This window comes from Coriobacteriaceae bacterium, from assembly GCA_025757745.1.
Lineage (GTDB): Bacteria > Actinomycetota > Coriobacteriia > Coriobacteriales > Coriobacteriaceae > Collinsella.
This window is the reverse complement of record CP107217.1, coordinates 846,595-871,828: the sequence shown is the minus strand read 5'-3', so window position 1 is coordinate 871,828 and position 25,234 is coordinate 846,595. Positions and strand designations below refer to the sequence as shown.

The following is a 25,234-nucleotide window of genomic DNA, read 5'->3' as shown; positions in this document are numbered from 1 at the left end:
CACAACCAACAGAAAGGAGTCCTCATGGACACCAATCATTCCCCCATCATCAGTCCCCTCACCATGCGTGAATCCGCCCGAGGTATCACGCTCACCAGCATTTACGATGAGATGCTCGCCCGTCGCGAGCTCTCCGTCATGGGAAACATCGAAACCCCGATGGCCCACGACCTATGCCAGCAGATCCGCCTGCTCGATGCCACCGACCCCAGCCGCCCCATCACCATATTTGTCGCCAGCGCCGGCGGAAGCGTGCGATCGGGCCTTGCGATCTATGACGCCATGCGCCTCGCATCGTGCCCCATCCGCACCGTCTGCCTGGAATTCGCCGCGTCCATGGGCGCCGTGATCTTTATGGGCGGCGACGATCGCCGTATGGCGCCCCATGCAGAGCTCATGATTCACGACCCGCTGATCCCCCAGGGGGCAGGCGGCTCGGCACTTGCGCTGCAGGAAACCAGCCGGCGTCTCATGCAGACCCGCAAGATCCTCACGCAAATCCTCTCGGACCGCAGCGGCCTCACGCCCAAGCGCATCCAGTCCCTCACTGCAAAAGACACCTACCTTTCGGCCGAGCGCGCCGTCGAGCTCGGCTTTGCCAACGAAATCCTCTCGGCCACCAAGGAGGTCGCCCATGTCTAACCTCGCCAGCCGCCTCGCCGCATCTGAGTCCGCATCGTCCACCATCCTTGCCAAGGATCGAACGCTTTCCTGCAACACCCGCCAAACGGGACTCAACAACAACGCACTTGTGATCGGCCCCTCGGGAGCCGGCAAGACCCGAAACGTCCTCAAGCCCAACCTGCTGCAAATGAACGCAAGCTACATCGTGCTCGACACCAAAGGCACGCTCTGTCGCGAAGTGGGACCCGTGCTGGCAGCCCACGGCTACCGCGTGCAATGTCTCAACTTCGCCGACCTCAACACCGTCCCGGCCCTTGCGCCCGGCATCGAGCGCTGCGGCTACAACCCCCTGAGGCACATTCGCCGCAAGGCGGACGGCAGGCCCAACCAGCAGGACATCCTCTCGGTGGCAAAGGCCATCTGCCCCATCGAGGACAACAACCAGCCTTTTTGGGATCATGCGGCGGCAAACCTGCTGTCGTGTCTTATCGCCTACGTCACCGAACAGCTACCCGCCGACGAGCAGACGATCAGCTCGGTCATCAAGCTGATCGAGCACCTGCAGGACGGTGCCACGGGTCGATTGTTTGACGATCTGATCACGACCGACCCCCAAAGCTATGCCCTCTCGCTATGGCGGCGCTACGCCATTACGCAAAATGCCGAGCGCATGCACGCGAGCATCGTCGGCATCCTTGCCGAAAAGGTCATGTGTCTGGGGTTCGACGGTGCGGCACAGCTCTATCGTGAGTGCCATCAGGTGGACTTCGCTTCCATGGGACACACCCCCTGCGCCCTGTTTGTAACCGTGAGCGATATTGACCGCAATCTCGATCCGCTGACCGGCCTCTTTATTTCGCAGGCGTTTATGGGCCTCATTCGCGAGGCCGATAGGCAGCCCGACGGCAGCCTGCCCGTGCCCGTGCGCTTTATGCTCGATGACTTCGCAAATCTGCAGATCCCCCAGATCGACAACGTGCTCTCGATTATCCGAAGCCGCAACATCTGGGCAACGCTGCTGCTGCAGTCGACCAACCAGCTCGATGCGCTCTATGGCGAGGCACGCGCACGCTCCATCATGGGCAACTGCGACACGCATCTGGTGCTGGCGTTCCAGGATCCCGAGAGTGCCCGGGTGTTTTCCGACCGCGCCGACGCGCTGCCCAGCACGCTCATGGCGACGCCAATCGATCGCTCGTGGCTCTTTGTACGCGGTCGCACTCCCGAACAGGTCGAGCGCTTTAGGCTCGAAGACCATCCGCTCTACGGGGAGCTGCCCGAGGCGCAGCGAGGCCATGCGGAGGCCGAGATCTAGGCGCAGGGTTCTCGCAGCGCGCGGCGCCCCGGCAATGTTCCACAAAGGCCGTGCGCCCCGGGACCACGGCAAAGCAAAGGGGCCCGCATCCGATAGGATACGGGCCCCTGGCTATAAGGCGCGATGCGTTAACAGCAGCGACTACTTGCGATGCGCGCGGTAGAACTCGATGAGCGCCTGGGTCGAAGCGTCCTGCTCGGCCTTGGCGGCGTCGTCGTGGAAGGCCGGGGTAATCTGCTTGGCAAGCTGCTTGCCCAGCTCGACGCCCCACTGGTCGTAGGAGTCGATGCCCCAGACCGTGCCCTCGACAAACGTGATGTGCTCGTACAGGGCGATGAGCTCGCCGAGCGCAAACGGGGTCAGCGTGTCGCCGAAGATCGAGGTCGTCGGGCGGTTGCCCTCAAAGCAACGGGCCGGGACGATCTGCTCGAGCGTGCCCTCGGCACGAACCTCGTCGGCCGTCTTGCCAAAGGCGAGCGCCTTGGTCTGGGCCAGGAAGTTGCCCAGGAACAGCTCGTGCACGTCCTGGCCGCTATCGGTCGCAGGGTTGGCGGTATTGGCGAAGGCGATGAAATCGGCCGGGACCACCACAGTGCCCTGGTGCAGCAGCTGGTAGAAGGCATGCTGGCCGTTGGTGCCGGGCTCGCCCCAGAAGATCTCACCGGTGTCGGAGGTCACGGCGCTGCCGTCCCAGCGGACATGCTTGCCGTTGGACTCCATGGTGAGCTGCTGCAGGTAGGCCGGGAAACGGTGCAGGTACTGGCAATACGGAAGCACGGCATGGCTCTTGGAACCGAAGAAGTTGACGTACCAGACGTTGAGCAGGCCCATCAGCGCGACGGCGTTGTTCTCGAGCGGCGTGTTGCAGAAGTACTCGTCGATGGCATGGAAGCCCTCAAGGAACTGCTGGAAGCGCTCGGGGCCGAGCACGACAATCAGCGACAGGCCCACGGCGGAGTCGACGGAGTAGCGGCCGCCGACCCAATTCCAGAAACCAAAAGCGTTAGCGGGGTCGATGCCGAAGGCCTCGACCTTCTCGAGTGCGGTGGAAACGGCGACGAAGTGCTTTGCCACGGCCTCGGCGTTCTGCTCATCGGAGCCATCGATGGCGCCCTGAGCCTTGAGCTGCTCGAGCATCCAGGTCTTGACCTCGCGGGCGTTGGTGAGGGTCTCGAGCGTGGTGAAGGTCTTGGAGACGATGATCACGAGCGTGGTCTCGGGATCCAGACCCTTGAGCTTCTCGGCCTGGTCGTTGGGATCGATGTTGGAGATATAGCGGCAGTCGATACCGGCGTCGGCGTAGGGACGCAGGGCCTCGTAGGCCATGACCGGGCCCAGGTCGGAGCCACCGATGCCGATGGACACCAGGTGCTCGATCTTTTTGCCGGTAACACCCTTCCACTCACCGGAGCGCACGCGCTCGGCGAAGGCATACATGCGGTCGAGGACCTCGTGCACGTCGGCGACGACATCCTGGCCGTCAACGATGAGCTGGCCCTTCTCGCTTGCCGGGCGGCGCAGCGCGGTGTGCAGGACGGCGCGGTCCTCGGTGGTGTTGATGTGCTCGCCGGAGAACATGGCGTCGCGGCGCTCCTCGAGCTTCACCTCGCGGGCAAGATCGCACAGCAGCTTGACGGTCTCATCGGTCACAAGGTTCTTGGACAGATCGAGGTGCAGGTCACCAGCGTCAAAGCTCAGCTTGTTCACGCGCTCGGCATCGGCGGCGAACCAGGCCTTGAGGTCGATACCTTCGGCCTCGAGCTTCTCCTGATGAGCCTCGAGCGCCTTCCAAGCGGCAGTCGACGTAGCATCGATAGGTGCGGCAACAGTTGCCATAAAGTCCTCCTCAGCATACGGGCGCACGTCTCCATGCGCCCGGACATTCAGATGCCACTATTCTAGCGCAGGTCAAGACTACAATCAGCGAGCGTTGCCAATCCGCCCTCAAACGGCGACCGACCAAAAAGGGACAGGTTTTGACGATGTCCGCACAAGCGGGTATTATCGAACATGTATTCGATAAGAACATGTGTTTGATGGGAGGACGCGTGGGGCACGAGCGTCACACCTATGTCTGCATCGACCTTAAGACGTTCTACGCTAGCGTCGAGTGCGTTGACCGCGGGCTCAACCCGCTCACCACCAACCTGGTCGTTGCCGACGAATCGCGCGGGCGCACGACCATCTGTCTCGCCATCACACAGGCCATGAAGGACCTGGGGATACACAATCGCTGCCGTCTGTTCGAAATTCCCGACGGCATCGACTACATCAAGGCCATACCGCGCATGCAGCACTACATGGAGGTGTCGGCGCAAATTTACGGTATCTATCTGGAATACGTGAGTCCGCAAGACGTGCACGTCTACTCCATCGACGAATGCTTTATCGACGTGACACCCTATCTGGACCTCTATCACACCGACGCTGAAGGCTTCGCCTGCATGTTGCGCGACGAGGTCCTGGCGCGCACCGGCATCACGGCAACGGTTGGCATCGGCCCCAACCTATTCCAGGCCAAGGTGGCACTCGACATTACCGCCAAGCACGTACCCAGCCGCATCGGCAAACTCGACGACGAGACCTTTCGCAAGGAGATCTGGCCCCATCGCCCCATCACCGACATCTGGGGCATTGGGCCCGGCGTGGCAGCACGACTCGAAAAATACGGCGTCTACGATCTGATGGGCGTCGCGGCGCTCGACGAAAACCTGCTCTACGACGAGCTCGGCGTCAATGCCGAGTATCTTATCGACCACGCCTTTGGGCGCGAGCCGACAACTATCGCCGATATTCAGGCCTATCGCCCGCAGGCAACCTCAACAACCACGGGGCAAGTGCTATCGAAGGGTTATGCCTATGAGCAAGCCTACACCGTGTTGCGCGAGATGGTCGACAACGCTGTGCTGGACTTAGTCGATAAGCACGTGGTGTGCAACAGCATCTCGCTCTTTGTAGGCTACGCGAGCGAGCGCGCCGACATACGCCGCCTCGACGCCAGCGGCACAGCGCAATATGTAGACGGATGCGGGCATTTGCGTTCGAGCACGTCGAGCATCGAACCCGCCGCAACCGCCGGCCCCAAGCTCGCACCCCGCGCGCCCAAGCCCGTCCAGCGCGATGACGAACGCCGACGTTTGGTGCGAGAGGCACAGGCGATTGACGGCATCTTTGTGGGCGAACACGGCGGCAAGCCGCGTGGTGGCTATGCCGCGCTCTTTGCGCACTCCAACGCCTCGCGCAAGCTGCCCGAGCGCACCAATTCGTTTAAGAAGATCATGGGCTATTTCGATGAGCTCTGGGCGCAGACTGTCGATCCCAAACGACCGGTCAAGCGCATCAACCTGGGATTTGGCAATCTGGTGCCCGAGGAATTTGCCACTATCGACCTGTTCAGCGATGTTAAGGCCGATGAGCGCGAGCGCGACCTGGCGCGCGCCGTCCTGGCCGTGAAGGGCAAGTACGGCAAGAACGCGCTCGTCAAGGGATTAAGCTTCACCGCCGGCGCCACCGCACGCGAACGCAACGATCAGGTAGGAGGACATCGTGCCTAAGTCCCAACAACAGCCGATGCGGCCACCGACGCCTTTTGAACGTCTAGCGGACCCCGAGGGAAGACGTCGATCCGCCGACCCCAAGCTCACCGCCAACGGCGCCGTCCGCGCCGGCCGTGCCGCACAGTTTATGCCCTTTGCCGCCCTCACGGGATACTACGAGCTCGTGCGCAAACAAGAGATCACTGTTGAGCCCAAATGCGAACTCACGGAAGAAAAAGCCCTCGAGCTTTCGAAAAAGCTCGAGGGCCTCAAACGCGGCGACCTGGTGCGCGTCACCTATTACGATATGTACGGCTATCGTAGCCGCACGGGCATTCTCGACGAAGTGTTACCCGCATTCAAGCTGCTCAAACTCAGGGATATCGCCATCGACTTCGACGATATCAAAAACATCGAGCTGCGCGGACGCGCCTAGCGACAAGAACGCTTGCGCAAGACGAGGGCAATGCCAAGCACCGCGGCAGCTGCAACCAGCAATCCCAAGACCAGCGTGAGGGTCGAGTCGCCAGCGTGAGGCAGCGAGCCGTCCTTCGGAGTCTTCTTAGTGGCCGTCGTGACGGTGGTCGTGGTGCTGCTCGACTGGTCGTTGCCGCCCGTCTGGCTGCCACCAGGCTGATCGCCGCCACCCGGCTGCGAAGGATTGGTGGGTTTCGTCGGATCCGGAGTACCGGGATCAATCGGATTCTCCGAATTCTCCTTGCGCTGGATCCAAACCTGGCAGCCATAGAACGGGTTGGCGGTACCAAGGCACAGACCCTGGTTGGTCACCGCAAAGGTGCGCAGACCATGGTTATACGGATCGTTAAAGCCATTGGTCGTCAGCGTCGTAAAGTTCACGCCGTCCTCGGTCACATACATATCAAAGCCGCGCTCGGCATCGCGCAGGTAGTACATGCACGTAAGCACGCTCTGCAGCTTCTTGAGGTTCTCCTCGCTCAGCAGCTTATCGAGCGCATCCTGAATATCGCCCGGCAGCTCGGTGCCATAGGCATCCTCGTACTGCTGCTTCAGGCTCTCATAGCTATCGAGCATGTCCTGATACTGGTCGGCAAAGGACTTGAAGTACGCGATCTCGCCATCGATCTTCTGGACGTAAGCGGCGTCGTCCTCAACGTCCTGGGACATCGTCGCGGCCTGATCGCAAAGATCGCCCGCGGCATCCTCCAGCGCATCGCTCAGGTCGCCAAAGCCCTTAGCGACCTCGGTCTTCTCGTCATCGGCCTCGACGGCCTCAGCCTTCTCGTCATCGACCTCGACGGCCTCGTTTGAATCATCGTCCGCAGGCGTGTTCACGGGAACGATGGGGTCGTCAGGCGATTTCTTGTCGAGCAGGTGATCGAGCAGGTCCCTAAGGCGCTGAACCTGAGAGTCCCACTCCTCGGGCGTCATATCGATAATGTCGCCATTGGAGAACTGGCCGATCGGCTCAAGCAGGCTCGCGGTATCAAAGGTGCCGATATACAGCTTGCCGTCGAACTTCTGCATGCGCCAAATGTACTGGTTCTCGTTTCGGCCAAAGCCCGAAGCCAGGCCGGAAATACCGCCCTCGGGGAACATGACGGTGGGATCGCCAACGACGAGCTCCATGTTCTCGTTCTTGTCCATGCGATAGATGTTAACCGACTGCTCAAGATTGGCATTCACAAACGAGCAGTCAACGCCGCCCATGCCGCTCTTGCCGCCCTCTTCGGTGTTGGATTTGTTGAACAGGATGCGCTCGAGAGCAATCTCCTCGTCGTTGTATTCACCGATATAGAGGTAGTCGTTGTAGACGATGAGGTTGGCAGCGCCAGAACGGGTGCGGGCAGGATCGATGCCAAAGCAGTACTTTGCACGGCACTTTGGATCGGTCGCATCCTTATCGCCAACAATGGAAGTCCACTCATAGCTGCCGTCGGCGTTCTTGTCGCCACGAACCATGGCAAACGACCGCATGGAATTATCATCGGGAGCGTTCTCGGGCGTACCGGTGCAGATGGTGGCATAGAGATGGCCATTGTACGAGACCATATCCCAAATGGCGCCGCCGTAGATGCTGTCCTGATAGTGAATCGCCGGATAGCCAAACAGCGTCTTCGAGTTAGCAATCTCGGTGAAGCTAGCCTGGCCCTTCGAGGGGTCAGATGACGTCAGGATTGTCGCCACAAACTCATTGCCCGCTTTACCCACATTGCTGATGACGAGCTGTCCATCATGGACGCACATGCCGCGGATACCGGTAGAAATGCCCTGCTTGTAGGCATCGCGGTAATCGTCCGCGCTCGAAAGGCCCTGATAGACAACTTTCCAATCATCCGTCTTAGGATCGATCTCATATACAGCAGGCAGGCCGCTTTTGCCGCCATTGGTCCTGACGCTGCCGCAGAAATAAAGCTTACCCTTATAGCTCACGGCATTGCGGAACAAAGGACCGACGCCGTTGAGCGATTCAGAGAGCAGCAACTTGGTCTCACCGGTCTTGGTATTGATCTTGACCAAGATGCCGCCGCTGTCCTTGTCGGCCGTGCCGTCCTCCTTCTGCTGTCCATAGAAGAAGGTGCCGTTAAACATGGCCCCCAGCGTCAGGCGCATGGTCTCGGCATCAAAGGAATCGCCCAGCGTACCGTTCATGAGCGTCAGCGTGTTGCCCATCGCCGCATAGCAGGTGCCCACATAAAGCCAATCACCATAGCTCGCAGCCGCCCAAGTGTAGCTCTGGCCGCGATCGCCTTCGTTGTTGGCTGTGTTACCGTCGGCGCCCGGAACGGCAACGGCACCGTTACCCTGGTAGTCGACGATACCATCCGGCTGCGACGTTACTACCGTAGGATGCGAGAGCTTCTCAAAGGAATACCCATTTCCCGCATTGTAGGTAACGGCACCCGAAGCATCTTCGGCATGCGCCGGCAGCGGCGATACCAAGATAGCGGCAAGCGCTGCCACCAAGCCAAGTGTTCCCACTCGTCTCATAAGGCTATAGCCTCCCCTGTCCTTAAGCCCAGTTTTAGCATTCTTCATTTCTGTCCACGGCTAATTGCAATCTGAGCACAGCGATAATCATCGTATAAATATACACCTGTAATTTTTTGGACGGGTTAATAGATGCTCGATTGGTAGCGAATTCCGCGCGAACCGTCACCAAACTCCACTTTTGCCGCATCTAAAGGTTATTTTTTGCGCAAATTTTTGGATGCCGATAGTCACAATGGGCAGGAGGCCGGTATCCACCGGAGAGGGCAACGCCTACATTTTCATAACGTAATAGCCCGCGCCCCTCACCGCCGACTCGAGTGTGTCGCGATCAACCGGGCGCTTCGAGCGTACGCGTGCTGTGTGGTCCGCGTACGTTACCGTTGCCCACACGCCGTCCAGCGCATTGAGGGCATTGGCTACGTTCTGAGCGCAGCCGTCACAGCTCATGCCGCCGATGAGCAGCTCATCGCTATAGGGATAGTGCGACGCATCGGTATCCACCACAACAACCTTTTTGGCCTTCTTGCCGCTCGTACCATCGCTGCAACAACTCTTCCCGTGTGTCGATGCGGCAATGCGACGCAGCCCAAAAAACATGCCGACGGCAATGACGGCCAGCACGATGAGATTCGCAGGGTTGAGCAAGTCACTCATACGCTCCCCTTCCTTACGGTCCATTTCAGAGATACCCCGTGGGGTGCCCCATCTTACTCCAAACTCATGTCAGTTCAGTCAATTAGTTTCCCTCTTCAAACTTTTTAGTTGACCAAGGCTTACTTTCGTGTATAAGTTTTCCTAGGCTAACAGGAAAGGACAGCAGTGGCGTCATGACTCGAACTATAGACATTCCAACGTTTCAGGCGGCGGTTGTTCGCAACTGCTCTCCCATGCTTGCGGGCATCAAGCCGGCATCGCTCTTTACCTATCCAGGAGTCTATGCCGATCAAAACGGCTCGAGTGCAACTGCGGCGATCGAGGATCGCCGAGCACATCTGCTCAACGTTATCGCTCAGTGCAATCACGAGCTTAATCCGTTCGGCATCCATCTGAGCGTTTTGGTCTGGCGCCCCTGCGGGGCGCTCGTATACGCATGTCGGCCCAATAGCCTCGCCACTTATCTTGCTGACCCGCGCGCCAAAACGGCACTCACTAAGGAGGGCTACGACACCGGCAACCTCTCGGCATGTCTTGTGCATCTGGCATCGCGCATCACGCTCGCAAGCAATAACGCCGCGGAATGCGCATGCGGCCAAACCCGATGCGCATTGGACCATCAAGCACACTGCGACAACGGCTGCACCTGCGAGTTCCCCCACGAAATTGGCTACTTTTTGGGCTATCCCTACGAAGACGTGCATCAGTTTATCGTCCAGCATGGCGAAAACTACAAGGTCTTTGGCGCCTGGAAGGTCTACACGAATGTCGAGCAGGCGCTCACGACCTTCGACTCCTATCGCGCCTGCACGCAATACCTCACGTATATCTATCAGCAGGGCTGCAGCTTGGCGCAACTTGCCCAGGCGACCCGATAGAACGTACAAACCGCGGCCGCACGCCGCACAACCGAAAGGACTCAACATGAGCAAGATCGCCGTCGTCTATTGGAGCGGCACGGGCAACACCGAGGCCATGGCAAACTTTGTCGCCGAAGGCACCACGTCCGCGGGCGCCGAGGCCGAAGTCATCCCCTGCGCCGACTTCTCTGCCGGCAAGGCCACAAACTATGATGCCTTCGCCTTCGGCTGCCCCGCCATGGGCTCCGAGGAGCTTGAATACGATGAGTTCCAGCCCATGTGGGATGAGGTCAAGGAAGCCCTCGGCGACAAGAAGGTCGTCCTTTTTGGCTCCTACTCGTGGGCCGAGGGCGAATGGATGGACAACTGGAAGGCGGATGCCGACGAGGCAGGTGTCAACGTCGTCGATTCCGTCATTTGCTACGACGCCCCCGACGATGAGGGCGAGGCGGCTTGTCGCGCACTTGGAGCCGAGCTCGCCTAGCGGCAATGAGCTCCGCCCGTAACGCGCTCTGCGCCAAAACACATTCGCGTCCCAACAAAAACGGGAGCCGGATCACATCCGGCTCCCGTTTTCTGCTATGTCAGTCATATAAAGCGGCTACGAGATATTGCCCAAGAACGCCTTGGTGCGCTCGCTCTTGGGGTGGTCGAAGACCTCGCTCGGCGTGCCCTCTTCCACGATAACGCCGCCGTCCATAAAGACAACGCGGTCGGCAACATCGCGGGCAAAGCCCATCTCGTGGGTCACGACGATCATGGTCATGCCGTCGCGTGCCAGGTCGCGCATGACGCCCAATACATCGCGGACAAGCTCAGGATCGAGCGCCGACGTGGCCTCGTCAAAGAGCATCACGTGCGGATTCATCGACAGGGCGCGGGCGATGGCCACGCGCTGCTGCTGACCGCCCGAAAGCTGACTCGGCATAAAATCGATGCGCTCGGCCAGGCCGACCTTGGTCAGCTCCTCGATGGCAATCTTCTCGGCCTCTTCCTTGCTGCGCTTGAGCACCTTTTGCTGCGCAAGCATGACGTTCTTTTTGACCGACAGGTGCGGGAACAGGTTGAACTGCTGAAACACCATGCCCAAGTGCGTACGCACCTTATTGAGGTCAACGCCCTTGGCGCACACATCCACGCCCTCGACGACAATCGAACCACTCGTGGGCTCCTCAAGACGGTTAATGCAGCGAAGCATCGTCGACTTGCCCGAACCCGAAGGGCCCAGGACTACGACGACCTCACCCTTGCGCACATCTAGATCGATGTCGCGCAGGACCACGTTATCGCCAAAGGCCTTCTGGAGATTCTTGATGCTGACGACGACCTCGTTCGAGTTATTGGTTTCGCTCATGATAGAACCTCCTTACAGACCAGCGATATGGTCGGCGGGCGTCGCGACAACCTGTCCGGCGCTCTTGGTGGGACGCTTCTTTTTGGTTTCGGCCGTACCCAGCAGCCTCGCCTCGAGACCGCTCACCAAGCGCGCAAGCGGCAGGGTAATGACCAGATAGAACAGGGCGGCAACCACATACGGCGTAATGGAGCCCGTCGTTGCCACGATGGTGCGGGCGTTCATGACGATCTCGACCACGCCCACGGCGGCGAGCAGCGACGTATCCTTGTAGAGCAGGATAAACTCGCTGGTCAGCGTAGGCAGGACATTGCGGAACGTCTGCGGAATCATAACGTAGAGCAGCGTCTGGAAGGCATTCATGCCCAGCGAGCGAGCAGCCTCGTTTTGACCCTTGGGGATCGACTGAATACCGGCGCGGAAGATCTCGCACAGGTACGCAGACGAGTTCATGGCCATGACGATAACGCCCAAGACGTAGTCGTCAACCTTGACACCGGCAAGCGGCAGGCCAAAGAACGCGATATAGATCTGCAGGAATGCCGGCGTGCCGCGGATGATATTCACGTAGATGCCGGCAAGGCAGCGCAAGATGCGCGATTTGGAGATGCGCATGAGCGACAGGGCAAAGCCAAAGGGGATCGCCAGCGGAAACGCCACAAGCACGATCGAGAGCGACATAAGGAAGCCCTTAAAGACGATCGGCAGACTCTGGACCAAAATGACCGGGTTCAAGAACAGGCGCAGGAACATATTGGAGTTCCATGCCTCGACCCACGGCTGTTCCTTAAGATCGGCCAGGAAGTTGTCAAAGGCCGTCACGCCTTTGATCTCGACGGAAGGAATCTTGGAAATCTTCTTGGTCGAACCGTCGGCAAGCGTATAGGTTCCGCTAAAGGCCTCATCGCCGCCCTCGACGGGAAACGTCACGCCGTAAACCTCGACACGGAAAAAGCCGCCGGCAGGCGCCGTCTCGCCAAAGTCGATCTTGAGCGTCTGGCCGTCAGCCTTGCACGTGGGCTTCATGGGCGTACGATCCATGAGGTCCTCGCCCGAGAGCATCGTCAATCGCGTGTCATCGGTACCAAACGTCGTGCCGTCGACAAACGTCAGCGAAAGACCGCTCAGCTCCTCGTCGGCATCGGCCTGGACCTCCCAGGTAATGCGCGTCTCAGTGCCGCCGACCACAGCGCTGCCCGAACCGGTATTGGGACGCGCGGTGATCTTTGCGGTCTCGAGCGCCTGGGCGGTCGAAGGCGCGGCTGTCCCCGCGCACAACAAAGCGAGCGCCACAGCTAGGGCGCAGGCTAGTTTTTGGAGCATCGAGGGCAGCGGAAAACGCCGACCCATGGCCCCTTCGTTCAATCGAGACAAGGTGGCTCCTATCGTAGGAGTTGCCGGCAAAACGAGACGGAAACGCTCTCCGTCGAGAGAAGCGCAAAGGCCCTCTCCGCAAAACGGAAAGGGCCTACGCGCAATCAAGCATCTATTTACTTGATGTTGTACTTAGCCATGAGGGCGTCAACGGTACCGTCGTCGGTCAGGTCCTTGATGGCCTGGTTGATGTCGTTCTTGAGCTTGGTGTTGCCCTGGTTGATGGCGATGGCGTACTCCTCGCCGGTGCTAATCTGCTTGATGGTCTGGCAGGTGTTGAACTGCTCGGCGGTCAGCTGGCTGGCAACGGAGCGGTTGGTGACTACGGCGTCGCCCTTATCGGACTGCAGGGCGCTGAAGCACTCGGTAGCGTCCTTGTAGGGGACGATCTTGGCCTTGGGGAAGTTCTCCTGGGCAAAGGCCTCGGCGGTCGAACCAGACTGGACGATGATCGTGGCGTCAGCATTGTTGAGCTTCTCGCTGTAGTTGTCGGCCGTGATGTCGGTGTTATCGACCTTGGTCACGATAGCCTGATCGTCCATGTAGTAGGAATCGGAGAAAGTGACTTCCTTCTCACGCTCGGGCGTGTCGGTGATAGCCGCGATGGAGACGTCATATTTGGCGCCCGAAGCGACGCCCGGAACCAGCGTGTCAAAGTCATTGTTGACATACTCGACATCCAGGCCCAGCTTGTCGCCGATAGCCTTGATGAGCTCAAGGTCAAAGCCCTGATAATCGCCGTTGTCATCCTTGTACTCAAACGGAGCGTACTCGGCAGAGGTGCCGACGGTCAGCGTGCCGTCCTTGACGAGCGCGTACTCCTTGGAACCGTCGACCTTCTCGACCTTAGCGTCGTCAGAGCTGCTGGAACTGGCATCAGAACCAGAGGTGGCGTTGGACGAGCCGCAGCCCGTCAGAGCGAGGGCGAGCGCCATAGCACCCGTGGCGGCAAATGCGCCAAGCTTCTTCAGCTTCATAATCAGTCTCCTTCCAAAGACCCCACGTGATTCAGGGGTCTGCAAAAACTGAGGGTTATTATGCACCCGCTTGGAAGAATCCGCAATTAGAAAACTGATTGAAACAAACCCATAACGTGAATGGAGCACTCCACTTTATGACAGTCATCACTGCTGCAATGACCTTAACAATTTGATTTCAGCCGCATAACCTGCAAGTTCGTTCGGTGTCTCCAAAATGAATGGCAATGCGCGCAAGCGGCCATTCGATACAATATTCTGCATAACCTGCATACCGCCGCCAAACTCTTCACTACCCAGGTAGCCCTTGCCGATACACTCGTGGCGATCCTTATGGGCGCCGCAGGGATTCTTGGAGTCATTGATATGCACGGCGCGCAGGCGTTCGATACCCACCACACGATCGAACTCGTCAAGCACACCGTCAAGATCGTGGACGATGTCATAGCCGGCGTCATTCACATGGCAGGTGTCCAGGCAAACGCCCAACTTGGCCGACAGCTCGGGGCGCTTGTCGGCAACGCCCTCGATGATGAGCGCCAGCTCCTCAAAGCTGCGGCCCACCTCGGTGCCCTTGCCGGCCATGGTCTCGAGCAGCACCGTCGTCTGCTGCCCCTCAAACATCACCTGGCACAGGGTGTCGACGATCATCTGAATGCCGGCGTCGGAGCCCTGCCCCACATGCGCACCGGGATGGAAGTTGTAGTAGTTGCCGGGCAGCGCCTCCATGCGCCGCAGGTCCTCTGCCATGGCCTCCAGGGCAAACTCGCGCGCCCGCTCTTTGGCTGAGCAGGGGTTATAGGTATACGGGGCATGAGCCACGAGTGGGCCAAAATCATTTTGCGCCATAAGCTCGCGCAGGGCGGCCACGTCATCCATGTCAAGATCTTTCGCCTTGCCGCCGCGCGGGTTGCGCGTAAAGAATGCAAAGGTATTGGCGCCAATTGACAGCGCCGTCTCTCCCATCGCCCGATAGCCCTTCGTCGTGGATAGATGACACCCGATCGTCAGCATCCCCAGCTCCCCCTCATCAGTTGCGGTGAAATAGTTCCTGTCGATGCCTTATTCTGCCGCAAACAGGAACTATTCCACCGCAAGTTATAAAAGGGGCATCAGAGATGCGGGGCACCAAGCACTACGGCTACGGGCGCCGGCGTCATGATCCCTCACGCGTCAGCGCCAGGTCCTAGAGGGCTAGACGGATTGCTTCGATAATGCGCGCGCAGCGCTGTGTGGCGGCAAGGGGCATGACGGGACTCTCGAGTTTCCCCGCCCGGATGAGCTGGGTCGCATGCTGGATTTCGCCGTAGAAATCATCGACCTCAAACGGGGCATTTATTTCGAGCATTCGTCCGTCGGAGCACTTCACATGGGCGAGTTCGGGGCGATGAAGGCGCTCGATTTCCAACGAGCCCCGCTCGCAGGCAATCGTTAAGCGGCTTTCATATGCTGCTTTGCCGTCGACCACCATATGAATGGGTATACCGCCGACACTCATATGGATCTCATCGGCCCAATCCACGCGGCCGCCCGATACGTCACGCCAGCGAACTTCACGGGACGAAACCTCGCACGCGCCCGCGAGCAAATCCTCAAACCAACCGACCGCATAGCAGCCCATGTCATATAGACAGCCACCCTGCAACGGGTCGAGCAGATAACTCGAAGGAGGCTCACCATAATCGAGTTTTTGCACGCTTTCAATCGAGACAATACGGCCGAGCTCGCCCGACGCAAGCAAGACCTTCACGCGAGTATGCATCGGACAAAACCGATTTTTCATCGCCTCCATAAACGGCACACCGCACTCACGGGAAACGGAGGCGATCGCATGGGCCTCTTCTTCATTCAAAACGGCCGGCTTTTCGCACAGCACGGCCTTTCCCGCGCGCAGTGCCCGACAGACCCAATGCGCATGCATGCCATGTGGAAGAGCCAAGTAGATTGCGTCGACATCGGGGTCGGCAATCAGCGCATCATAAGCCGCATCGCCGCTATCGTCAGCCGTGGCATAACTGTGCGCGGCATCAATCGAAAACGCTCGGCAAAATTCCTCGACATGTGCAGGAGTGCGGCCGGCCGCAGCCACCAGCCGTGCCCCGTCGACCTTCTTGAGCGACGATGCAAATCGATGAGAAATGCGTCCAGCGCCCAAAACGCCCCAACGAACCTCACGTAAATCATCACATGAATCCCGATGGCCCACGACAGCCCCCTTCAGTTGCGGTGAAATAGTTCCTGTCGATGCCTTATTCTGCCGCAAGCAGGAACTATTCCACCGCAAGTTATAAAAGGGTCACGAGGAGCGCGTTTTGCCGAAGGCCTTAAGCACCGCCGTCACGGGGCCAGGCTGAAAACGGCGGCGTACGTCGTCCAAGCGCCCGGGGATATCGATGTGCTGCGGGCAATGCCGCGCGCATTTGCCGCACTTGACGCAATTGCTCACCAGCTTGGGCTCGTTCGTCCGCACCGCGCTCGCCGTAAAGTATTGAGACAGCCCCGTAAACCAGCTGTGCGCATAGCTTGCGTTGTAGGCAGCAAAACACCCAGGGATATTGATGCCTTTAGGACACGGCATGCAATAGCCGCATCCCGTGCAGGGCACGCGATTCGATTTTTCAAACTCCCTCAGCACGCGTGCGATGGCATCGAGCTGAGCAGCCGTCATCGAATCCGGCAGGGCCCGATCGGCCAACGCCGCGTTCTCATCCACTTGCGCGATATCGGTCATACCCGAAAGCAGCATCGTCACCTGAGGATGGTTCCACACCCACGAAAGCCCCCAGGCGGCCGGAGTGCGCAAATGCGGGTCACGGGCGCCATCGAGCACAGCGCGTGCCCGCGGCGGAAGTTTGCCCGCTAGACGACCGCCCAGCAGTGGCTCCATCACAAACACCGCAAGACCGCGCTCCGCAGCCGCCATGAGTCCTGCCGTTCCCGCTTGGTAACGCTCGCCGGCATAGTTGTACTGGATCTGGCAAAAATCCCAGTCATATGCGTCAAGCACCGTCAGGAAATCCGCCGCGCTGCCGTGATACGAAAAACCAATCTGGCGAATGCGCCCCGCCGCCTTTTGACGCGCGATCCAGTCCTCGATGCCCAACGCCACCACACGTTTCCACTGGGCGGGCGAGGTGATGTTGTGCATAAGGTAATAGTCGATATGGTCAGTCCGCAGCCGACGCAGCTGTTCGTCAAAGAACCGGTCGAAATCCTCCGCGCATTTGCACGAAGCATGCGGCAGCTTGGTCGCGAGCAAAACCTGGTCGCGTAGGCCTAGGCGCTCAAGCGAAGCGCCCACGCAAGCCTCGTTGCCGGGATAGAGATAGGCCGTGTCCAGGTAGTTAATCCCCTGCTCCACTGCACGGGAGATGATGGCGTCGGCTGTCTTCGCATCCGGGCGTCCCGGCGCACCGGGAAACCTCATGCAGCCCAGCCCCAACGCCGAGATACGGTTACCGCTTTTGGGGTCAACGCGATATTGCACGGCCCCTCCTCCCCCATCGAAGCCCTGATAAGGCGAAACAAACCTGTCACGTCATCGAAGCACATCGGAATCGCAATCGAGAACGTATCGTAACGCAGCAGAAATCAGGCCGTCACGGCACCGCTTTAACATCAGCAAAAAGCCCGATGAAAGGAGGCAAGCGTGGCCACGCGTGAGGACGCCTACCCCTATCCCGGCGAGCAATACATCCTCTCGGTCGACTGTTACCAGACCGAGATCATGGACCATCTGGACGAGCTTCCCGCCACAGGCGCCGTCATCTTCTGCACCTTCCCCAAGGCGCGCGATGGCGTTGGATATCCCGCACGCGTTTTTGCCATCTGCCCCGCGGCATAAGTTCTCATGCGTTTGTTCTTCTAAATTCCGCCTCCGGTGCACGCTACATGCTCCAGCGGCATACAATCCACCGGGCGCTCCGCACGCGGGCGCCTTTTTGTGAGGAGATGATTCACGTGCAGATCAACAAGGTTGCCTTTATCGGCAAGGGCGGCGTCGGGCTACTCTACGGCAGCATGATCGCCCAGGCACTCGGCGACGATGCCGTCGAATACGTCATGGACGACGCCCGTTTCGAGCGTCACGCAGGCGACGCCCTTACGGTCAACGGCGAGCCCTGCGCACTCAAGTCCGTGCGCGTCAGTGAGGCAACGCCCGCCGATCTGGTCATTCTCACGGTCAAGACGACGGGACTCAACCAAGCACTCAAGACTATGGAGCGCGTCGTGGGACCCAACACGCTCATCGCCTCGCTGTGCAACGGCATTACGAGCGAGCAAAAGATTGCCGAGCGCTTTGGCTGGAAGCACACCGTCCTGGGCATCTGCCAGGGCATGGATGCCGTGTTCCTCGACGGAGAGCTCACCTTTACCAATGCGGGCGAGATTCGCTTTGGCGCGGCAGCGGGCACCGAGCCCGCAACCGTCACCGCCATCGACGAGCTCTACACACGCTGCGGCATCGCCCATACCGTCGAGAGCGACATTGCGCACCGCATGTGGGCCAAACTCATGCTCAACGATGGTATCAACCAGACGTGCATGGCCTACGGCGGAACGTATGGAAGCGCCACAGAGGCCGGCTCCGAGCAGCGCCGCTGCTTTGTCTCCGCCATGCGAGAGACACTTGCGGTCGCCAATGCCGAGGGCATTGAGCTGACCGAGGCAGACCTGACGCAGATGGTGCACCTCATCGAGGGAATCGACCCCACCGGTATGCCCTCGATGGCGCAGGACCGCATCGCACAACGAAAGACCGAAGTCGAGGAGTTCGCGGGCACCATTTGCCGCCTGGCCGCCAAACACGATATCCAAGTGCCGCAAAACGATTGGCTCTACCAGAGGATTCGCGAAATAGAAGGCAGCTGGTAGCCTCGGCCGCATCGCGACGTGCGCAATACAAGCAGACAGGCCTTCGCGAGGATTCCGTCATTCGCGAAGGCCTGTTGCATTTAGCTCGAGGCTAAAACTGAGGCTTATTTTGCGATTCCGGAACCTCGTCCTCGTCATCGCGGCAAAGTAGCACGCCGGCGCTTCCCAGCAACGCCGCTGCAATCAAGGCGCCCACAATCACAGGAGCGGCGCCCGTAGCGGACTGCAAGCCGGCAGTTAACGCCGCCGTCGGACCAAGGCATCCGATCAAAAGGGCAACGACGGCAATAGCGACATCTCGAGCGTTCATGGAACCACTTCCTCCACGAGAAAGACTTTGTTTCTCGTGACTTAGTGTGCCCCGCGCCCATATGCGCGGCGTACTGCCACGGTAAGCGCTCTGTTAACTCAAATGCATACATAGAACGGGCGCCCTTACGTTGCCCTAAAGCTCGGTAAAGACGCCCGTCCGCCAAATATCCGTGATGCAGAAAAATTACCAGCCAGTGTAGTAGTCGGTGGTTCCGGCAGCGCAGCCGGAGTCATAGACCTTGCACTCGCCCTTGGATCCGGTAAACGTGGAGCCCTGAGCCTTATCGCCCGCGGCCACGACGTAGTAACCATCGGAATCGCGCCAAAAGCCCTCGGAATCCTGGGTCCACTCGCCCGTGCGGTGGTGATACAACACGTTGCTGCTGTAATAGGTCTCACGACGACCGTTATAGTTATTGACGCCGCTCGAGCGCGTCAGGCCCGAGCCGTTCGCGTAATACGCAGCAGACGCGTAAGACGAGCCGGAGCCGGCGTTGTAATACGAAGCCTGAACGGCCTCAGCGGCCTCGGCTTCGGCAGCCGCAGCCTCGAGCGCCTCGCGCTTAGCATCCTCGAGCGCGGAGCGAAGCTCGTCGAGCTCGGCCGACTTCGCGTCGACCTCCTCCATCGTCAAAAGACTGCCCGCACCATCGATACAACCTTGCAGTACAGCGCGCTCGTCATCGGTGGCATAGTCGCCGTACATGTTCATGATGATCTGGGCGCGGACCTCCAGGGAATCGCGCTTGGCCCCCATAGAGGCGTTCCACTCCTGCATGGAGCCAAAGCCGTCGCCGCGATAGTCGACGGGCTGCATCAGCGTCGCCTCGGACGGCGTGGATCCGACCGTATCGGATAGTGTTGCCGCGTGGGCATCAGTTGCGCCGGCGCCCGTCAAAAGTGCCACGGTCAGAGCGGCGGAAAGGGCGGCGGCTTTCGGTTTTCGTGAATCAATCCTCATGTAGCTGGAAACCTCCGTAGTGCGTTTTTGCTGCGTTTGAGCTGCGTGTGATTCGATCGCGCTGCATAGTACCCCGAGCAAATCGCGACCTGCGGTTTTTCTCAAAAGGCGCACGTCATTTGCGTAAAACTCACATCCTCTCAACAGGAGTTTTCCACATCTCGATTGCATAAAGCGTGCCAAAAACCCTGTTTTTGCACCCTCTCTATGCAAAAAAGGCGCCGGTGCGACCATTGTTCGCACAGGCGCCTTGAGCAGGCATTTAATGCAGTTATACCATCGAGTCGCAAGGGGTCCTTGCACAAGTCGCCTTACTCGTCCAGCGCGGCGAAGGCCTGCTTCAGATCCCAAATGATGTCCTCGGCGTTCTCGGTACCGATGGAAAGACGGATCGTGGAGGGCGTGATGTTCTGCTCGGCGAGCTCCTCGGCAGAGAGCTGGGAGTGCGTGGTGGTAGCCGGGTGCACGACGAGCGACTTGACGTCGGCCACGTTGGCGAGCAGCGAGAACACCTGCAGATGATCGATGAACTTCCAAGCTGCCTCCTGGCCACCCTTAACCTCAAAGGTAAAGATCGAGGCACCGCCGTTGGGGAAGTACTTCTGGTACAGCTCATGGTCGGGATGCTCGGGCAGGCTCGGGTGGTTCACCTTGGCGACGTGGCTGTCACCGGTCAGGAACTCAACGACCTTCTTGGTGTTCTCGACATGACGGTCAACGCGCAGCGACAGAGTCTCGGTGCCCTGGAGCAGGACCCAGGCGTTGAACGGGCTGATGCAGGCGCCCTCGTCACGCAGCAGGATAGCGCGGACATAGGTTGCAAAGGCGGCGGGACCGGCAGCCTCGGCAAAAGAAACACCGTGGTAGGAGGGGTTGGGCTCAGCGATCTGGGCGTACTTGCCACTCGCCTTCCAATCGAAGTTACCGCTGTCGACGATCACACCGCCCAGCGAGGTGCCGTGGCCGCCGATAAACTTGGTTGCGGAGTGGACGACGATGTTGGCACCATGCTCCAGCGGACGGAACAGATACGGGGTGCCGAAGGTGTTGTCGACGACAACCGGCAGACCATGCTTCTTGGCGATCTCGGAGATGGCGTCGATGTTGGGGATGTCGGAGTTGGGGTTACCGAGCGTCTCGAGATAGATGACCGTGGTGTTGTCCTTGATGGCGCCCTCGACCTCGTCCAGGTTATGAGCATCGACGAAGGTGGTCTCGACACCAAACTGGGAGAGCGTGTGCTCCAGCAGGTTGTAGGAACCGCCGTAGATGGTCTTCTGGGCGACCACGTGGTCACCAGCCTGGGCAAGTGCCTGCAGGGTATAGGTGATGGCAGCGGCACCGGAGGCGACGGCAAGACCGGCCACGCCACCCTCGAGCGCGGCGATACGGTCCTCGAAGACGCCCTGGGTGGAGTTGGTCAGACGGCCGTAGATGTTACCGGCGTCGGCAAGACCAAAGCGGTCGGCGGCGTGCTGGGAGTTGCGGAACACATAGCTCGTGGTTTGATAGATAGGCACAGCACGGGAGTCGGATGCAGGATCGGCGCTCTCCTGGCCAACGTGCAGCTGCAGGGTATCGAAACCAAAGGTGTGCTCGGGGTTGTTGATAAACTGGCTCATGATGATCTCCTTGATCGAACAAAAGTAATAAGAGTAAGAGAAGTAAGTCGCTGTCTCCTGATCACGCCGACGGGCGCAAACGGGAGCCCGGCATTCGTCTTGGTAAGCAATTCATATGCGGGCCTCCTTTCGCATCCCGGTTCCGTGGTCGGCTTAATTACCTACCGCCTTTGTGTGTTTTGAATAGTACGAGCATTGTTTCCCTCGGTCAATCACTTAAAAGCGCTAATCTGTTATCTGTTTTATAGATAGCAATCGAGAGGATGGACGTCAATGACCCTCCAGCAGCTTCGTTTTCTGATTGCCGTGGCAGAGTCCGGCTCAATCAACGCTGCAGCTCAGCGCCTCTATACCGCTCAGTCCAACATCTCAAACGCCGTCAAAAGCCTCGAGCAGGAGCTCCATCTGGAAATCTTTACGCGCTCCAGCCGCGGCGTCACGCTCACCAACGACGGTACCGAGCTTTTGGGCTATGCGCGCCAGGTCGTAGAGCAGGCAGATATGCTCGAGGCCCGCTACGAGGACGGCGGCACACCTCAGGCCCGCCTTGCCGTCTCGGCCCAGCACTACGCGTTTTCGGTCGAGGCCTTTGTCAACGTCGTCGAGCTCTGCCGCGACAGTAAGTTCGAGTTCATCATGCGCGAGACCACCACCTCGCAGATCATCGATGACGTCCGCGCATTTCGCAGCGATATCGGCATTCTGTATCTGGATGACTTTAACGCCCGGGTTCTGCAGAAGGCCTTCGCCGATGCCCGCGCAAGCTTCCATCCCCTCTTCGACGCGACGGTCCACGTCTTCGTTAGCGAACGCCACCCGCTCGCACGCCGCCCTCAGCTGTCCCTTGCCGACCTCACGCCCTATACGCGCTACAGCTTTGAGCAGGGAACCTCAAACTCCTTCTATTACGCCGAGGAACCTTTTAGCTATATCCCTTGCGACCGCAACATACGAATCTCGGACCGCGGAACACTTACTAACTTACTTATCACGTCGAACGGTTACACCCTGTCGACCGGTGTCCTTTCCAATGAAATGCAGTGGGGTATGGCATCGATCCCGTTAGCAGACGCCCCAACGATGCACGTAGGATATATCATGCACGACGAGCGCAAGCCCTCTCCTCTCTTGCGGCAATACCTCGACGAGCTCAACCGCATCATCCATGCCAACTAACTGTCGGAAGACGGGATAGAAATCGTAAATTGCTAGCCCCCGGCAGGCATGGCGCTACAATGGTCACTCACACGAAGCGTACCCAACGAAAGGAACCATGTGAAGGTCATCATCTATACCGACGGCTCGGCCCGATCAAATCCGGGACGCGGCGGCTACGGCGCCGTGCTCAAGTACACCAACCCCGCCGGCAAGACCTTCACCTCCGAGCTTTCGCGTGGCTACGCCAAGACCACTAACAACCGCATGGAGCTCATGGCGGTCATCGTGGCGCTCGAGGCACTTAACCGCCCCTGCGAGGTCGAGGTCCATTCCGATTCGCAATACGTCGTCAACGCCTTCAACAAACACTGGATCGACGGCTGGAAAAAGCGCGGGTGGAAAACTGCCAACAAGCAGCCCGTCAAGAACCGCGACCTGTGGGAGCGCCTGCTTGCCGCAAAGAGCAAGCATAAGGTGGAGTTCATCTGGGTTAAGGGGCATGCCGGCCACGAGCTCAATGAGCGCTGCGACGAGCTCGCCACCACCGCGGCCGACGGAGCCAACCTCGATATCGACACCGGCTTTAGCGAGAGCGACCTGTAACGGCGTTTTCGCACGCTTTTATGTCCTCCCGCGCTACACTCGTCCTGTAGGCCAAACAACGCAAGGGGGACACATGCTGCGCATCGCAACCATCGGCACATCCATGATCACCGACGACTTTATCCAAGTCGTCAATGCCAACGACCAGGCTACATTCGTAGGCACGCTCTCGCGCGACGCAGATCGTGGCGCCGCCTTTACCGCCGAACACGGCGGCGAACGCAACTTCACCGCACTTGACGAGCTTGCGTCCGCCGACGACGTCGACGCCGTCTACATCGGCAGCCCCAACGCGCTCCATCACGAGCAGGCGCTCGCCTGCATCGCCGGTGGCAAGCACGTCATCGTCGAGAAGCCCTTCTGCGCCACCGAAGCGCAGGCACTGGAAGTCTTCCGCGCTGCCGAGGCAGCAGGCGTCGTGGCCCTCGAGGCCATGCGCCCGCTTCACGACCCCGCCTTCCACGCCATTGAGGACGCTCTGGGCGAGATTGCGCCCATTCGCCGCGCCTCACTGCGCTTTGGCAAGTATTCCTCACGCTACAACGAAATCCTCGCTGGACGCGCCACCAATATCTTCGACTGCAATATGGCATCGGGTTCCCTCATGGACATTGGCGTCTACGCCGTCGAGCCCATGGTCGAGATTTTCGGCATGCCCTCTGGTCTCACCAGCATGACCACGCTGCTCGACTCCTCAACGCAAGAGCTCACCCATGGCCCCATCGACGGTTGCGGTTCCATTCTCGCCAGCTATGGCGGTGGCCGTATCTCCGTCGAGCTCGCGCACTCCAAAATTACGAATGACCTGCTGCCCTCGCAGATCGAAGGCGAGCGTGGCACTATCCAGATCGACCATCTGTCCACGCCCCGCAACGTCCGCATCGACTATCGCGGCGACGTCGTACGCGGCTCGGCGACCGAGGCACCGCGCGAACAGGACGACAACGGCCGTGCGCTCGATCTGCCCAAATCGAGCAACACTATGGAATACGAACTCATAGACTTTGTCACCGCCATCGGTAACATCGATAACGTTAAGGAAGAGATCTGGGAGACCCCAGCGGGACGCCACGAGCTCGGCCACTACCGCGATGTCACGCTCGTCTCGCTCCGCATCATGGATGCCGTGCGTCAGCAGGCCGGCATTACCTTCCCCGCCGATTCAGTCAAGCAGGCCTAGCGATGGGCCTCTTCGATACGTTCTTCTCCAGCGTCACCGGCAGCAGTCGAGAGCCTCAAAAACCATCAAACATCGAGCTCGAGCTGCGCCGCAGGCTTACTGTGCTCGCAAGCGACGAGGCCACTCAAGACACTCCGCAGCGCTATTTTCTGCGGTGGGAGGGCCAAGTCCAGGGCGTTGGTTTTCGCTTTACCAACACCAACCTCGCGCAGGCACGCGCACTCACCGGCTGGGTGCGTAACATGGAAGACGGCTCCGTCGAGATGGAGATACAGGGGGCTCCGGCAAACATCCTATCTCATCTCGAGGCGCTTCATGCCTCCTACGAGCGCATGGGAACGCGTTTTCGCCTCGCAGACGCCCAGGCCCGAGCCCCACTTACCAATGAAGACGGTTTCAGTCCTCGTTATTAGTATTGTGTGCTAAATACGGTATCATTTACCTACGACCGTTGACAGAAAAGAGGCGAGGCGCATGGCGGTGCAAAGAAGAAACACCAAGCAGCGGAAGCTGGTTCTTGACGCCGTGCGCCAAAGCTATAACCACCCCACCGCCGATGAGATCTACAACGCCGTGCGCGCGCAGGATGACAAAATCAGCCGCGGTACGGTCTACCGCAATCTCAATCTCTTGGCCGACGCCGGGGAGATCCTCTCCATCAAGACACCGGGCGGCAGCCGCTTCGATCGCACCATCGAGCCGCATGCGCATATCATCTGCACCTCGTGCAGCCGCGTCATCGACGTACCGCTCCCCTTCGATGCCCAACTCGACGCCAAGGCGTCCGAGCAAATCGGCTGGAACGTCACCTCGCACTACACCATCTTCGAGGGCCTCTGCCCCAACTGTAGGTAGA

25 protein-coding genes are annotated in these 25,234 nt (G+C 59.4%); 13 read left to right on the top strand and 12 right to left on the bottom strand.

The annotated features are described in order from the left end of the window. Window positions 1–24 precede the first annotated feature (24 nt). Window positions 25–642 carry an ATP-dependent Clp protease proteolytic subunit gene (locus tag OGM60_03645; protein ID UYI99894.1) on the top strand — a complete coding sequence of 206 codons (618 nt, stop codon included), beginning with the start codon at window positions 25–27 and terminating at the stop codon, window positions 640–642. Then, on the top strand, window positions 635–1,939 hold the full coding sequence (locus OGM60_03640) for a type IV secretory system conjugative DNA transfer family protein (protein ID UYI99893.1): 1,305 nt from the start codon (window positions 635–637) through the stop codon (window positions 1,937–1,939). Before OGM60_03645 ends, OGM60_03640 begins: the two co-directional genes overlap by 8 nt. Window positions 1,940–2,080: 141 nt before the next feature. Here the strand turns inward: OGM60_03640 and pgi are convergent, their stop codons facing one another. Next, window positions 2,081–3,775 (bottom strand): glucose-6-phosphate isomerase, encoded by a 1,695-nt coding sequence (gene pgi / locus OGM60_03635; protein UYI99892.1) that lies wholly within the window; start codon window positions 3,773–3,775, stop codon window positions 2,081–2,083. A gap of 146 nt (window positions 3,776–3,921) precedes the next feature. Between pgi and OGM60_03630 the strand changes: the two genes are divergently transcribed. Both OGM60_03630 and OGM60_03625 read left to right on the top strand, forming a co-directional pair. Further along, window positions 3,922–5,493 carry a DNA repair protein gene (locus tag OGM60_03630; protein ID UYI99891.1) on the top strand — a complete coding sequence of 524 codons (1,572 nt, stop codon included), beginning with the start codon at window positions 3,922–3,924 and terminating at the stop codon, window positions 5,491–5,493. Next, window positions 5,486–5,911 carry a hypothetical protein gene (locus OGM60_03625; GenBank protein UYI99890.1) on the top strand — a complete coding sequence of 142 codons (426 nt, stop codon included), beginning with the start codon at window positions 5,486–5,488 and terminating at the stop codon, window positions 5,909–5,911. The genes OGM60_03630 and OGM60_03625 overlap by 8 nt, the downstream gene beginning before the upstream one ends. On the opposite strand, the gene OGM60_03620 is transcribed toward OGM60_03625, so the two are convergent. Together OGM60_03620 and OGM60_03615 are read right to left on the bottom strand one after the other, a co-directional pair. Continuing rightward, a complete protein-coding gene (locus tag OGM60_03620; GenBank protein UYI99889.1) occupies window positions 5,908–8,445 on the bottom strand; it encodes a hypothetical protein in 2,538 nt (845 codons plus the stop codon). The two genes, OGM60_03625 and OGM60_03620, sit on opposite strands and share 4 nt — an antisense overlap. 273 nt (window positions 8,446–8,718) lie before the next feature. Continuing rightward, on the bottom strand, window positions 8,719–9,102 hold the full coding sequence (locus OGM60_03615) for a heavy-metal-associated domain-containing protein (GenBank protein ID UYI99888.1): 384 nt from the start codon (window positions 9,100–9,102) through the stop codon (window positions 8,719–8,721). 173 nt (window positions 9,103–9,275) lie between these two features. Between OGM60_03615 and OGM60_03610 the strand changes: the two genes are divergently transcribed. Both OGM60_03610 and OGM60_03605 read left to right on the top strand, forming a co-directional pair. After that, complete coding sequence (locus OGM60_03610) at window positions 9,276–9,980, top strand: DUF3793 family protein (protein UYI99887.1); 705 nt, start codon at window positions 9,276–9,278, stop codon at window positions 9,978–9,980. Window positions 9,981–10,026: 46 nt separating this feature from the next. Next, entirely contained in the window at window positions 10,027–10,446 is a 420-nt protein-coding gene (locus OGM60_03605) for a flavodoxin (protein UYI99886.1), read from the top strand. A gap of 117 nt (window positions 10,447–10,563) precedes the next feature. Here the strand turns inward: OGM60_03605 and OGM60_03600 are convergent, their stop codons facing one another. From OGM60_03600 to OGM60_03575, 6 genes are all read right to left on the bottom strand, one after another. Next, on the bottom strand, window positions 10,564–11,316 hold the full coding sequence (locus OGM60_03600; protein UYI99885.1) for an amino acid ABC transporter ATP-binding protein: 753 nt from the start codon (window positions 11,314–11,316) through the stop codon (window positions 10,564–10,566). 12 nt (window positions 11,317–11,328) lie between these two features. Continuing rightward, window positions 11,329–12,666 carry an ABC transporter permease subunit gene (locus OGM60_03595; protein UYI99884.1) on the bottom strand — a complete coding sequence of 446 codons (1,338 nt, stop codon included), beginning with the start codon at window positions 12,664–12,666 and terminating at the stop codon, window positions 11,329–11,331. Window positions 12,667–12,806: 140 nt separating this feature from the next. Beyond that, window positions 12,807–13,667: an ABC transporter substrate-binding protein gene (locus tag OGM60_03590; GenBank protein UYI99883.1), complete on the bottom strand. Its 861-nt coding sequence runs from the start codon at window positions 13,665–13,667 to the stop codon at window positions 12,807–12,809. Window positions 13,668–13,814: 147 nt separating this feature from the next. Next, the gene (locus OGM60_03585) at window positions 13,815–14,681 is read right to left on the bottom strand and encodes a deoxyribonuclease IV (protein UYI99882.1); all 867 of its coding nucleotides are present in this window, start codon (window positions 14,679–14,681) and stop codon (window positions 13,815–13,817) included. A gap of 172 nt (window positions 14,682–14,853) precedes the next feature. Continuing rightward, window positions 14,854–15,930, bottom strand: a complete 1,077-nt coding sequence (locus OGM60_03580; protein ID UYI99881.1) for a Gfo/Idh/MocA family oxidoreductase — start codon at window positions 15,928–15,930, stop codon at window positions 14,854–14,856. Window positions 15,931–15,963: 33 nt separating this feature from the next. After that, window positions 15,964–17,154: an aldo/keto reductase gene (locus OGM60_03575; GenBank protein ID UYI99880.1), complete on the bottom strand. Its 1,191-nt coding sequence runs from the start codon at window positions 17,152–17,154 to the stop codon at window positions 15,964–15,966. A 162-nt stretch (window positions 17,155–17,316) separates the two neighbouring features. Here OGM60_03575 and OGM60_03570 point away from each other — a divergent pair, with 162 nt between their 5' ends. Then, window positions 17,317–17,511, top strand: a complete 195-nt coding sequence (locus OGM60_03570; GenBank protein ID UYI99879.1) for a hypothetical protein — start codon at window positions 17,317–17,319, stop codon at window positions 17,509–17,511. Between the two features lie 107 nt (window positions 17,512–17,618). Beyond that, the gene (locus OGM60_03565) at window positions 17,619–18,542 is read left to right on the top strand and encodes a 2-dehydropantoate 2-reductase (GenBank protein ID UYI99878.1); all 924 of its coding nucleotides are present in this window, start codon (window positions 17,619–17,621) and stop codon (window positions 18,540–18,542) included. A 91-nt stretch (window positions 18,543–18,633) separates the two neighbouring features. On the opposite strand, the gene OGM60_03560 is transcribed toward OGM60_03565, so the two are convergent. From OGM60_03560 to OGM60_03550, 3 genes are all read right to left on the bottom strand, one after another. After that, entirely contained in the window at window positions 18,634–18,852 is a 219-nt protein-coding gene (locus OGM60_03560) for a hypothetical protein (GenBank protein UYI99877.1), read from the bottom strand. Window positions 18,853–19,038: 186 nt separating this feature from the next. Continuing rightward, on the bottom strand, window positions 19,039–19,815 hold the full coding sequence (locus OGM60_03555) for a hypothetical protein (protein ID UYI99876.1): 777 nt from the start codon (window positions 19,813–19,815) through the stop codon (window positions 19,039–19,041). Window positions 19,816–20,126: 311 nt separating this feature from the next. Beyond that, a complete protein-coding gene (locus OGM60_03550; protein UYI99875.1) occupies window positions 20,127–21,437 on the bottom strand; it encodes an O-acetylhomoserine aminocarboxypropyltransferase/cysteine synthase in 1,311 nt (436 codons plus the stop codon). A gap of 273 nt (window positions 21,438–21,710) precedes the next feature. Between OGM60_03550 and OGM60_03545 the strand changes: the two genes are divergently transcribed. From OGM60_03545 to OGM60_03525, 5 genes are all read left to right on the top strand, one after another. Next, window positions 21,711–22,613 carry a LysR family transcriptional regulator gene (locus tag OGM60_03545; protein ID UYI99874.1) on the top strand — a complete coding sequence of 301 codons (903 nt, stop codon included), beginning with the start codon at window positions 21,711–21,713 and terminating at the stop codon, window positions 22,611–22,613. 48 nt (window positions 22,614–22,661) lie between these two features. After that, entirely contained in the window at window positions 22,662–23,198 is a 537-nt protein-coding gene (rnhA, locus tag OGM60_03540; GenBank protein UYI99873.1) for a ribonuclease HI, read from the top strand. Window positions 23,199–23,271: 73 nt separating this feature from the next. Beyond that, window positions 23,272–24,378 carry a Gfo/Idh/MocA family oxidoreductase gene (locus tag OGM60_03535; protein ID UYI99872.1) on the top strand — a complete coding sequence of 369 codons (1,107 nt, stop codon included), beginning with the start codon at window positions 23,272–23,274 and terminating at the stop codon, window positions 24,376–24,378. A 2-nt stretch (window positions 24,379–24,380) separates the two neighbouring features. Continuing rightward, on the top strand, window positions 24,381–24,791 hold the full coding sequence (locus OGM60_03530) for an acylphosphatase (protein ID UYI99871.1): 411 nt from the start codon (window positions 24,381–24,383) through the stop codon (window positions 24,789–24,791). Between the two features lie 61 nt (window positions 24,792–24,852). Further along, window positions 24,853–25,233, top strand: a complete 381-nt coding sequence (locus tag OGM60_03525) for a transcriptional repressor (GenBank protein UYI99870.1) — start codon at window positions 24,853–24,855, stop codon at window positions 25,231–25,233. Window position 25,234: the final 1 nt, after the last annotated feature.